Source organism: Nitrospirota bacterium (assembly GCA_040755395.1).
GTDB lineage: Bacteria > Nitrospirota > Nitrospiria > Nitrospirales > Nitrospiraceae > DATLZU01.
Window position 1 is genome coordinate 668,327 of record JBFMAX010000001.1, and the last position, 11,677, is coordinate 680,003.

At 61.4% G+C, this 11,677-nt stretch carries 12 protein-coding genes; 1 reads left to right on the forward strand and 11 read right to left on the reverse strand.

Annotated elements, in window-relative coordinates:
• Positions 1 to 69 precede the first annotated feature (69 nt).
• A complete protein-coding gene (locus AB1555_03385) occupies positions 70 to 1,320 on the reverse strand; it encodes a VCBS repeat-containing protein (GenBank protein MEW6245736.1) in 1,251 nt (416 codons plus the stop codon).
• 206 nt (positions 1,321 to 1,526) lie between these two features.
• Between AB1555_03385 and AB1555_03390 the strand changes: the two genes are divergently transcribed.
• Positions 1,527 to 1,847, forward strand: coding sequence for a hypothetical protein (locus tag AB1555_03390; protein MEW6245737.1), 321 nt, complete (start codon positions 1,527 to 1,529; stop codon positions 1,845 to 1,847).
• A gap of 97 nt (positions 1,848 to 1,944) precedes the next feature.
• On the opposite strand, the gene AB1555_03395 is transcribed toward AB1555_03390, so the two are convergent.
• The 10 genes from AB1555_03395 to aroF form a co-directional block, all read right to left on the reverse strand.
• Positions 1,945 to 2,517, reverse strand: coding sequence for a hypothetical protein (locus AB1555_03395; protein ID MEW6245738.1), 573 nt, complete (start codon positions 2,515 to 2,517; stop codon positions 1,945 to 1,947).
• Positions 2,518 to 2,733: 216 nt separating this feature from the next.
• A complete protein-coding gene (locus AB1555_03400; protein ID MEW6245739.1) occupies positions 2,734 to 3,744 on the reverse strand; it encodes a PCP reductase family protein in 1,011 nt (336 codons plus the stop codon).
• Positions 3,745 to 3,772: 28 nt separating this feature from the next.
• Positions 3,773 to 4,051 carry an HU family DNA-binding protein gene (locus AB1555_03405; GenBank protein MEW6245740.1) on the reverse strand — a complete coding sequence of 93 codons (279 nt, stop codon included), beginning with the start codon at positions 4,049 to 4,051 and terminating at the stop codon, positions 3,773 to 3,775.
• A 39-nt stretch (positions 4,052 to 4,090) separates the two neighbouring features.
• Positions 4,091 to 4,990 (reverse strand): signal peptide peptidase SppA, encoded by a 900-nt coding sequence (gene sppA / locus AB1555_03410; GenBank protein ID MEW6245741.1) that lies wholly within the window; start codon positions 4,988 to 4,990, stop codon positions 4,091 to 4,093.
• A gap of 84 nt (positions 4,991 to 5,074) precedes the next feature.
• The gene (locus AB1555_03415) at positions 5,075 to 6,793 is read right to left on the reverse strand and encodes a 30S ribosomal protein S1 (protein ID MEW6245742.1); all 1,719 of its coding nucleotides are present in this window, start codon (positions 6,791 to 6,793) and stop codon (positions 5,075 to 5,077) included.
• A gap of 58 nt (positions 6,794 to 6,851) precedes the next feature.
• Positions 6,852 to 7,553, reverse strand: a complete 702-nt coding sequence (locus AB1555_03420) for a lysophospholipid acyltransferase family protein (GenBank protein MEW6245743.1) — start codon at positions 7,551 to 7,553, stop codon at positions 6,852 to 6,854.
• Positions 7,550 to 8,209: a (d)CMP kinase gene (gene cmk / locus AB1555_03425; protein ID MEW6245744.1), complete on the reverse strand. Its 660-nt coding sequence runs from the start codon at positions 8,207 to 8,209 to the stop codon at positions 7,550 to 7,552. Before cmk ends, AB1555_03420 begins: the two co-directional genes overlap by 4 nt.
• Positions 8,210 to 8,267: 58 nt before the next feature.
• Positions 8,268 to 9,590 (reverse strand): 3-phosphoshikimate 1-carboxyvinyltransferase, encoded by a 1,323-nt coding sequence (gene aroA, locus AB1555_03430; protein ID MEW6245745.1) that lies wholly within the window; start codon positions 9,588 to 9,590, stop codon positions 8,268 to 8,270.
• Between the two features lie 82 nt (positions 9,591 to 9,672).
• A complete protein-coding gene (locus AB1555_03435; GenBank protein MEW6245746.1) occupies positions 9,673 to 10,554 on the reverse strand; it encodes a prephenate dehydrogenase/arogenate dehydrogenase family protein in 882 nt (293 codons plus the stop codon).
• A 93-nt stretch (positions 10,555 to 10,647) separates the two neighbouring features.
• The gene (gene aroF / locus AB1555_03440; protein ID MEW6245747.1) at positions 10,648 to 11,661 is read right to left on the reverse strand and encodes a 3-deoxy-7-phosphoheptulonate synthase; all 1,014 of its coding nucleotides are present in this window, start codon (positions 11,659 to 11,661) and stop codon (positions 10,648 to 10,650) included.
• Positions 11,662 to 11,677: the final 16 nt, after the last annotated feature.

An 11,677-nucleotide genomic window follows, 5' to 3' on the forward strand; every position in this document is an offset into this window, starting at 1 on the left:
GCTCTCCACCCTGTCAAGAATCGGCCGGGATTTTCCGGTGCTGGTCATGAGGCTATCCCGATATCCGTTTCATCCTTGACGGTGGTCCGGCGACGCCAGCGCCTTCAGGCCCCGATGGAGAAAGATCGAGACGGTGCCGGCGCCGTTGTCGGCTGTCACCAGACCCGGTTCCTCTTCGTCCTTGGTTGTCACGTGAAACTCCGCAAGGGCGAACGGCCCGGCTTTCGTACGATAGTTTCTTGGCGGGTATTCAAAGGTCCCGTCGCCTTTGCCGAAAAGAATCGACAGATTGCTCGACTGGAGATTCACGATGGCCACGTCGGGGATATGGTCGCCGTTGAAGTCCTTCGCGAGACCGAAATTCGGACCGGCGTCGGCTCCGGAGTCCTTCCCGTTCTGGAATGTCGCGTTGCCGTTTCCGAGAAAGATCGTAAACGTGTCCTTGTCGCCGTTGATCACGAGGAGGTCCCGGATGCGGTCATTATTGAAGTCGGCGAAGCTGACGCCCAACGGGCGTTTGCCGGTTCGATAATCGGTGGGATCCCGAAACGTCCCGTCTCCATTGCCGATCCAAATAGAGACGGCGCTGGACATCGGCCCTCCGTTGGTGACCGCCAGATCGACATGTCCGTCCCCGTTGAGATCGGCGAGCGCGACCGCTGTCGGGGTGTCGCCGTACTCGTATTGCTGCCCCTCTTCGAATTGTCCTCCTTCCGTTCCGAGAAAGATCTTGATCTTGTCGTTCCGCAAGGCAACGACAAGGTCCGGCTTCTGATCGCCGTTCAGGTCTTCGCTGGCGATGGACACGGGCGTCCGGTGGACCGCATACCGAGGTCCTTCTTGAAAAGCGCCGCCAGCCCGTCCGTAATAGATTGCCACCTGATCGCTGCCGGAGCAGGCAACCGCAACGTCCAACCTATCGTCCCGATCGAAATCCTTGGCCGCCAACGCGCGCGGCTCTCTGCACACGCTGATCTGAACCTGATCTTTGAACGTGCCGTCGCCGTTGCCGAACAGCAGGGACAGGGTACTGCCGCCGATGTTGGTGGTCATCAGATCGGTAAACCCGTCGCCATTGAAATCGGCCGGAGTCACTGAGGTCGGGTTTTTCCCCACCGGATAGCTGGCGAACAGGTAAAACAGATCGGGCGGGACATAGGAGTCTTTCTTGGAGCAGCCGCTGATTCCCAGGAAAGCGAGGAGAATCAGCAGACCGCCGACAAGCAGAAGCGAGCCGGAACAGCCGAGGAGCTCGGCATATCGCCAAGAGTTCCCGATAGCGTTGATCCGGGCTGCTCCAGGGTACTCTTGACGTGTCATCGGCCAGATGCCCTCGCGTAGAACGACGGGTGGGAGTATACAAAGCGAGCCGCGATGTTCGCAACGGAGATTCCGGCGCAGGTCAGACCAGCGACGCCGCGGTCATGCGGATTGCACCGGCCGGACCGTCGGACCAGTTGGCCTCCGGGCCCTTTGAAAAATCGAAAACGCCTGCGTTAGAATACGCTCTCACCGAGGAGGTGTCCATGAGTGAAACAGTGCAGATCGAATTAACAATGTACGGGGTCGCCGAAGTGTTGAAATGGTGCATCGACAGGAATAAGGGGCGGATTCCCGGTGTCGATACGGCCGGCTTCAAGAAGATGCAAGCCCTCCTGGCCGAAAAACCGCAGGTCAGCGATTACACCGCCTTGGACCAGTTCTGGAAGAAGAAAGTCGTGCTGGAACTGACGAAAGAAGAAGTGGAGACCATCGATCGGTGTCTGTACGACATCCCGAACATGGAGAACGTCCCGTTGCCGCAGATCCGCCATAAGTTCTGGCCGAAGCAGCCCGTCGCGCATTGAGCCCGCCTGACCCACGCTGCAGAGTTTTTCCGGTCCCGCACACCCGTGTGAAAGGTTGCACCTGACTTCGCCAGAAAGGTCACGCCGCACAGGGAGCCTAACGCTTCCAAGCCACGGCGTCATCCGCGGCAACATGAGCCTGAGCGGCTAGGCGGACCCGACAGAAGCGGGTAACAGTATCCGTGTCGGCGTCCGGATCGATGCCGTCCCACAGGACCGTGCGGATATTCCATCGCACGATGGGATAGAAAATGATAGCGGGATTCGTGAGGAGCACGGCTCGGGTTTCGGACAGAAGCTGATCTTCCTCCAGCCGCGTGCGAAAGCGGTCGTAGACCCGACCGTACCACGCCATCGTGTCACGGTGGCGAGCTTTCGCTTCCGCTAATTTGGCGTAAGCCCGCTCCTCTCGTTCCGTCGGGGGAGGCTCATACAATCCGCCGGCGGACCATGCGCCGGAGATTGAGCCCGGGTTGGATTGCATCGAGGATCTCATCCTGTGAAACCATCCCTCCTGCCTGGCCCGCACCTCCGCTCGCCATTCGTGCTCCAAGCTCCGGATCTCTTGATAGGCCGATAAAAAGTCAGGACTGAGACTGGCCAGGCACCGTCCCTCTCGCTCCAACGCCGTCGAGCATCCGGCCGCTGAGACCCAACACAACCCAGCCATCAACGCTCTCATCATATGGAATCGATACGCGGGCATACCACACTTTACTCTACGCTCGCGGGAAGCCCGCCTTCAAGCCGGTATGATGAGGCGGCGCCGCGCAGCCGCCCGGACAGGTGTACACATGACAGTACGGGGAGTGAGCAAGGAAATTTCCAGGAACGGTCAGGAGCCGGTCGACCGAGGAGAGGGGGGCGGCAGGCGCGACGGGGCCGCTTAGACGTCGAGGGGGCCTTCTCCTTTGAGATACTTTCGGAATCGCTGCATCAGTTCGGCGCCCAAGGTGCCGCCTTCCGGTTTCTTGGTGGCGGGATCGTTGAAGTGCTCGCGGATTTCCTGCAAGCGCTTCTCCGCCTGTTCGTTGCCCTGCAGGCGCTTGGTCTTCTGGAGCGCCGTCTCGAACGCATCGAAGGTCAGCTCGTTGTAGCCGAACGATCGGATCCGCTTCACCGCTTTCATCATCGCCTGGTTTCGGAACATCGTGAGATGGGCGGAATCGATCTCCTTGAGTCCCAACTTGCGCGCCCGGCGCTCGGCCGCCTTGCGGATGCCGCTCCGGACGAAATCCGGAGAGGTCTGAAGCCGCTTCCACGCTTCATCGGTCCAGGCGATCCGTTCCTGTGGAGAATCCCACAATTGGACCAGCGTCGTCTCGTCGATGCGGCTGAACCCTTTTTCCCGGGCCAAGTCCTCCGCGTCGCGCTTGAGCATGTCGCTCACAAAATCCAGCGCGATCGGCGGCGCTTCCCTGATCTTCTGCTGAAGGCGGGCCAACGCTCCCTCCGTCCACTCGATCGGCGGCCCCTCGGTTTCCCGGATGTCGCCCAACGCTTCGACTTTCTCGAAAAGCTCGACGTTGACCTCGAGATGGCCTCGCTCCTGAGCGATCTCCTCGGCGATCTGCTTGATCATGTGACGCATGAATTCGGGAACGGCCTCCAACCGTTCCCGGGCCGCGGCGGTCCAGGGGAGGCGGCCCTTCGCCATCTGATCGGCGGCGGCTGCCATCCCAGACTCGCCGCCCATGCGCCCCATCATCTGGTTCTTGAACTGCTCCAGAATCTCCGCCGTGATCTCGGCGTAACCCAGTTCGCGCGCCTTTTTCTCCGCCAGGCGCCGGACCATCCCGCGCAGGAACGCCGGGGCCCGCTCCATGCGTTTGAGTGCGTCCTCAGTCCATCGGATGTCGGAGGCGACGGACGGTTCCCGTGATTCGAATGATCCCATGGGTTCGCTCCCTTTCCCGCTCGAACGGTTACTTGTTGAGCAGTTCTTTCAATTCTTTCCCGGCCTTGAAGAAGGGGACCTTCTTCGCGGGCACGGCCACCGTGGCGCCGGTTTTGGGATTGCGTCCCTCTTTCATCCGTCGAGCGCGGAGACGAAAACTGCCGAATCCTCGAATCTCGGTCTTGTCTCCTTTCTTGAGCGAGTCGCGGATGCTGTTGAAGATCGTATTCACTACGATTTCCGCCTGTCGCTTCGTCAACGTGGTGACCTGCTCAGAAACCCGCTCGATGATCTGTGCTTTCGTCATGACGTGCGCTCCTTCTTGAAGCGTGATGTCTTGTCTTGGCTAGAACGCCATCAGATATTTCAGGCTGACCCCGGTCTGCCAATCGATCTTCGGAAGAGCGCCGAACAGCCGTGATTCGAGCAGCTCCCGGATCGAGAACCGGCGCCGGGGTTCAACCACCCGGGGCTCGCCCTCGATTCCCGCCAGATCGGCGGCAAGCCGGATCGCATCATCCAGATCGCCCAACTCGTCGACCAGTTTCGCCTCCTTGGCCTGGCGTCCGGTAAAGATCCGTCCGTCCGCCAAGGGTTGGACCTCCGCGATATCCAGCGAACGGCCCTCGGCCACCGCTTGAATGAACTGCTGGTGGACGTCGTCCATGACGGCCTGAAGCAGTTGCCGGTCTTCGTCGCTCATTTTCCGGAGCGGAGACCCGATGTCCTTGAACCGGCCGCTCTTGACCACGACGCCCTCGACCCCGATTTTCTTCAACAGCCCTTCTAAATTGGCCATCTCCATGATCACGCCGATGCTGCCGGTCAGCGTACCGGGGTTGGCCATGATCCGATCGGTCGCGGAGGCGATGTAATAGCCGCCGGAGGCCGCGACGGTCCCCATGGAAGCCACGACGGCCTTGTTGCTCTTGTTCCGCACCCGTTTAACCGCGTCGTAGATTTCTTGGGAAGGCACGACGCCGCCGCCGGGGCTGTCGATACGCAGGACTATCGCCTTGACGGACGGGCTGTCCCCGAATTTCTTGAGTTCCCCGACGGTGGGCTGAGCGTCCAGGATCACCCCTTCCACCCGAATCAGAGCGATCCGGTCCTCTAGGGAGAAATCCAGGTCGGGGAAGAGAAGGCTGCTCAGGACGGTCAACCCCAGACCGATCACGATCACCCAGAAGAGCAGCCGCAAGGGTCGGCGCCGGGGGGTCGGCTTTTCAGCAGCGTCATCGGTCATAGGTCGCGGTCCGTTTCCCGATTACACCGGCGGCCTGGCTGGCCCCTGACGGACAGAGCGTATCACGACCGTCGCGACTCGTCGTCAACTTTCAGCGGATTCGGCCTGCCCTCGCTTCCGGCTTTGTTTCGCCGTCCGGCCCAGGCTCTGGTCGAGCGAGCCCTGCGTCGCGTGGAACTCGTCCACCTGTTTCCGTTCGGTGTCCAGTTGGTGATCCCGCAGGCTCAGCGCAATCTTCCGCTCGTCCCGATCCACTTTGATGATCTTGGCCGTTATCTCATCCTGCAGTTTGAATTTGTCCTCCAACCGCGTCTGCGGCTCGAGCGCCGCCTCGCTGATATGGATGAGCCCTTCCACGCCCCCCTCCAGCTCGACGAAAATGCCGAAATCGGCGACCTTGGTGACTTTCCCCGTAGCGGAATCGCCGACCCGGTATCGACCGGGAATGTCGAGCTCCCACGGGTCTCGGGTGAGTTGCTTGTAACCGAGCGAAAGGCGCTCTTTTTCCTTGTCGATCCTCAGCACCACCGCCTCGACTTTCTGGCCTTTCTTGAAGAGCTCGGAGGGATGCTTGATGTGCTTGGTCCAGGACATGTCCGAAATGTGGATCAGCCCGTCGATGCCTTCCTCCAGCCCGATGAAGGCCCCGAAGTCGGTCAAGCTCTTCACCTTGCCTTCGATCCGGGTGCCCGGAGGATATTTGGCCTCGACCATGTCCCAGGGATTGGGCGCCGTCTGTTTCATCCCCAGAGAGATCTTGCGGTTGGCAGGATCGACATTGAGCACGGCCGCTTCGACCTGGTCTCCCACCGAGACGACACGCGAGGGATGCCGAACTTCGTGCGTCCAGGACATCTCGGAGACATGCACCAAGCCCTCCACGCCCGGTTCCAGCTCCACGAACGCGCCGTAGTCCGTCAGGCTGACGACCTTCCCGCGCACGCGCGAACCGACCGGATACTTCGCCGCCACGTTGGTCCAGGGATCGGCCGATTTCTGTTTCAGGCCGAGCGAAATGCGTCCGGTCTCACGATCGTATTTCAACACAGTCACTTCGACCTTGTCGCCGACGACGAAGAGTTCGGAAGGATGGCCGACCCTTCCCCATGACATATCGGTAATGTGCAGCAACCCATCGATGCCGCCCAGGTCGATGAATGCCCCGTAGTCGGTGATGTTTTTGACCGTGCCCTGGATCAGTTGTCCTTCCTTCAAGGTGGACAGCGTGGTCTGCCGTTTCTTGTCCCGCGTTTCTTCCAGGAGGACGCGTCGCGAGACGACCACATTCCCGCGCCGGTGATTGATTTTGATGATCTTCAGGGGGAAGGTCTTCCCGATGAGGGAATCCAAGTCACGCACCGGATGGAGGTCGATCTGCGAGCCGGGCAGGAACGCCTTGACGCCGATGTCGACCATCATGCCGCCCTTGATCCGCGAAATGATCTTTCCCTCGACGCTCTTTTCTTCCTTATAGAGCCGTTCCAGTTCTTCCCAAATTTTCATCTTGTCCGCTTTTTCTTTGGAAAGAACCAGATTTCCTTCGGCGTCTTCGCGCTCCTCGATATAGACCTGCAGCCGGTCGCCGACTTTCAGGGTCGCCAGTTCCTCGCTGGAAAACTGGTCGGTGGGGATCATGCCTTCCGATTTGTACCCGATGTCGACCACGACCTTATCTTTGCTGATCGCCACGACCCGCCCTTCGATGATGGTGCCTTCCTCGAAGTTCCGGAACGTCTCCTCGTACAATGCGGCGAGCGCAGTCCGATCCAACCGCTCTTCACTGGGCTTCGAAACCGTGTCCATGCGCGCTTCCTAATCCTCCGACCATTGGTCGGGTGCTGATGGTTAACTGCACCGAGCCCTACTCAGCATTGTAAGACCTGGTGGCCAGGCGCCCGGCGGGCGCCCGGTCTTCCTGCCGATTCTCGTGCAACCTGTCCGGCGGAGGCACCTGTCCAAGTTCCGCGATCTTCGCCATCACGGTTCGGCTGACGTGACGATAGAACGCTTTGCTGGCGGGCGGCTCGACGCCGTCCGAAAAGTCGATCGGCTCGCCGTACGTGACGGTGACCGGCCGAAAACGAGGCCGCCATGCGCCGATCGGCAAGGCCTCGTAGGTCCCCTTGATATACGCCGGAACGACCGGGCAACGGGTTTGCGCGACGATGACGCCAAGACCCGGCCGCCCGGGACGTAAATGCCCGTCAGACGTCCGGCCGCCTTCAGGGAAAATCACCACCGCCTTTCCGGCTTTGATGAGCCCGATCGCCTTACCGAAAGCCTCGCGGTCCAGCCGACCCTGGCGCATCGGAATCCAGCCCAGCGCCTGCAGGATCGTGTTGAGCACCGGAATCGGAAACAGATCGTGCCGGCCGAGAAACCAGACCCGTCGCCGGATGCCGCACCCCAACAACGGGATATCGAGAAAACTGGCGTGATTCGCCGCCACCAGGACGCCGCCCGTCCGAGGAATGTTCTGGCTGCCGACCGGTCGGTACCGGAAACAGAGGCGGCCGACCGCTCTGAACACAACCCACAACAACCCATAGACGATTCCGCTCACAATTTGGCCGCGATCACCGACATCATTTCATCGACCACTTGATCGGGGTCCAGCTTCGAGGTATCGATCCGGAATGCGTCCGGGGCGGGAACCAGCGGCGCCACCTCTCGTGCACGATCGCGGGCGTCCCGTCCGGATAAATCCTGACGGGTCTGCTCGAGTTGAGTCCTGTGCCCCGCCCCGACGAGTTCGCGGTGCCGTCTGGCCGCCCGAACATCGACATCCGCCTCGAGAAAGAATTTCACATCGGCGCCCGGAAAGACCTTCGTGCCGATATCCCGTCCCTCGGCCACCACTGAGCCTGCGGCGCCGACTTCTCGCTGAATCGGCAGAAGCCACTCCCGGACAGCGGGAATGGCGGACACGACGGAAGCGGCAGCGCTGATCTCCGGCGTCCGGAGCTCGCCGGTCACGTCACGGTCGTCGACGTGGACTCTCATTTGCCCGTGGGCGAACTCCATTCGAATGTGCGTTTTCGGAAGGATCGCGGCGACCGCGGCGCTGTCGGTGGGCACGATGCCGGACATCCTGACCTTCCACGCTACGGCACGGTAGAGCGCTCCCGTATCGAGATACACATACCCCAATCGGGCGGCCAACAGCTTTGCAACGGTGCTCTTTCCGGCTCCTGCCGGTCCATCGATCGCGATAATCAACCGGCCTCGGCCATGCTGTGCTTCACGACCGCTCCCTGGTGCGGGTGTATTATAGTCATCAACAATGTTCTGTCAATAATTCCAATATCTTACGCTCGAAATTCGGAAAAGACGTCTCGATACACTCCGTGTCGTCGATGACCGTCGGGGAGTTGGCCGCCAGTCCGGCGATCGCCAGGGACATGGCCACCCGGTGGTCGCCGTGGCTGGTGCAGGCCGCGCCGCGGAGCACGCGGTTTCTGTCGCCTTGCCCGAGGCCCTGGATGATCATCCCGTCCGGCTTCTCAGTGATATGCCCGCCCATCCTGCTCAGCTCCATGGCCATGGTCGCGATGCGATCGCTTTCTTTCACCCGCAGTTCTTCCGCTCCGCTGATGACGGTTTCGCCTTGCGCGACCGCGGCGGCGACACACAGAATCGGGAATTCGTCGATAGTCTGCGGAATCTGTTCCGGCCCGACACGGACTCCGCGCAGCGACGCCGACGTGACCCGGAGATCCGCCACCGGTTCCCCGGCCTCCTCGCGCCGATTCATGATCTGAATGTCCGCTCCCATTCGGGAAAGGATTTCCAGGATGCCCGTCCTGGTCGGATTGATCCCGATCCCGACCAGCGTCACGTCCGAGTCGGGGACAATCGTCGCCCCGACGACCAAAAACGCGGCCGCAGAGAGATCGCCCGGCACAACAAGGGCATTCGCCCCGCTCCATCGCAAGGAGGATCGGCCCTCCAGGGCGACGGTCGTGCCTCTCCGGTCCAGCGGAATGCCGAAATACTGAAACAGCCGTTCCGTGTGGTCACGCGACGGCCGGGGCTCCGTCACGCGGGTCACACCCTCGGCGAAAAGAGCGGCGAACAACAAGGCCGACTTGACCTGGGCGCTCGCCACGGGCGACCGATAGTCGATGGCCTTCAGGCGACTTCCTGTCACGGCCAGCGGAGCCAATTCTCCGCCTTTGCGGCCGGCGATCGTGGCGCCCATCTCCCGCAAGGGCCTGACGACGCGCCCCATCGGCCTCCGCCGGATCGATTCGTCGCCGGTCAACACCGTGAAGAAATCCTGCCCCGCCAGCAGGCCGGTTAAGAGTCGGATCCCGGTGCCGGAGTTGCCGCAGTCGATCGGTGCGTCCGGCTCCGCCAATCCCCACAGGCCCTTGCCATGCACGCGGAGTTGGTCCGGAGATTCGTCGATCCGGACTCCCAGGGCCTGGAAGGCGCGCACGGTGTTGAGGCAGTCCTCGCCCCGGCAATAGGCTTTGATCGTGCTCACGCCTTCAGCCAGGGCCGAAAGCATGATCGCCCGATGCGTGATGGATTTATCCCCGGGCACCGACAGGGTTCCTCTCAACGGACGCCCGGGGGTGATGGTCAATGAAGCCATGTACTCTAATCTACACAGTGCTGAGTGTTGAGTCGTAACAGCCCGATTCCGAAAACTCAGAACTCATCACCTCACACTTTCCCTAGTTGAGCTGCTCCCGCACGCGTTTGGCGCGCTCCAGTTCCTTTTCGATCCCCGGACCGTCCCCGGCCTGGATGAGCCGCTTGAGTTCTTCCAGGTGCCGTTCATAGACCTCGATCAGGGCCACGATGTTGTCGCGGTTCCTGAGAAAGATATCGCGCCACATCTCGGGAGAACTGGCGGCGATGCGGGTTGTGTCCCGCAGACCGCCTCCCGAATGGTTGCACAGGTCCAGATCCGGAGTCGTCCGCTCGCGAATCTCGGTCAAGGCGTTGATCAGCGCGAACGCCGCCACATGGGGCAAGTGGCTGACCGCTCCCAGGATCCGGTCATGCACGAACGGGTCCATGCACATGACGATCGAGCCGGCAGCTTCCCAGAGTTCCCTGATCGCTTGCAGCGCCTGCGGATCGGTGCGGCTCGTCGGCGTCAGGATGCAGCGGGCCCCCATGAAGAGCGTGGCGGACCCGGCGGCCACGCCGGTCTTTTCTTTCCCGGCGATGGGATGCGCGCCGACGAACCGCACGCCGTCCGGCATGAGGCGCTCCGCCTGCTCGACCAGCGCGCCTTTCACGCTGCCCACGTCGGTGACGATCGCGCCCGGCTTCAAGCAATTCGCCCAATCTTTCAAATGCCGTTCATACGTATCGACCGGCGTGGCGAGGACCACCAGATCCGCGTCGCAGACGCCGTCCTTGGGGTCGGCGACATAGCGGTCGATGGCGCCGAGTTCCACGGCCGTCTTCAAGTTCTCGATGCGCCGACCGATGCCGACGACGGAGCCGGCCAATTCCTGTCGCCGGAGGACCATGCCCAGTGAGCCACCGATCAGCCCGACTCCGACGATGGCAACTTGTCTGTAGCGGTGAGCAGATCCGGCCATGAGTGTTCAGTCCGAGAGACGGCCTCACGCAGGGAAACGCCGCTTCACGCCGCGTGTTCGGCGGGTCAGTTCGCGCATGACTGACGGCTTTTCTTACACCTCGCGGCCGACCGCCTCCGCGATCTTTTTCACGTCGTACATCAGCTCCTTGAACTTCGGCGGCTTGATGGATTCCTCGCCGTCGCACAACGCGCATTCGGGGTTGGAATGCACTTCGATCAGCAATCCGTCCGCCCCGGCTGCGATAGCGGCTTTGGACATCGGCGCGACCAGGTTCCACTTGCCGGTCGCATGGCTGGGGTCCACGATGACCGGGAGATGGGACAGTTCTTTCAGAGTCGGAATCGCCGCCAGGTCCAGTGTGTTCCGATATTGGGTCTCGAACGTCCGGATCCCGCGTTCGCAGAGCATCACGTTCCGGTTGCCCCGCGACATGATGTATTCCGCGGACAACAGGAACTCTTTGATCGTCGCGGAGAGCCCCCGCTTCAGCAGGACAGGCTTGTCATAGGCGCCGACCTCCTTGAGCAACTCGAAGTTCTGCATGTTCCGGGCGCCGATCTGGATGATGTCCGCCTTCTCCAGAAACAACTCGATATCTCTGGTATCCAGAATCTCACTGACAACCGGCAGGCCGGTCTGTTTCTTGGCTTCCAGGAGGTAATCGAGCCCTTCGCGGCCCAAGCCTTGGAACGAATAGGGCGAGGTGCGCGGCTTGTAGGCGCCCCCTCGGAGAATGCTCGCTCCCGCTGCTTTGACCTCATGAGCGATGCCTACGGTCAACTCCAGGCGTTCCACGGCGCAAGGGCCGGCCATGATCGCCAGTTTCTTGCCGCCGATCTTCACGCCGTTCACGTCGATGACGGTGTTGTCCTTCTTGAACTCGCGGCTGACGAGCTTCCAGGGAGCCAGAATCGGCAGAACGTTCTCCACGCCGGGCAAGGCGGTCAGCGGCTGATTCTGCAGGATGCGATCGTCGCCGATGACCCCGATGATGGTGCGTTCCTGCCCGGTTGAAATGTGTGACTTGAGACCCAGCTCACGGAGCCGGTCCAGAATATGGTCGATCTCCCGCTCGGTTGCTTCCGGCTTGAGTACGATGATCATGGTTGTCCTCTCACCT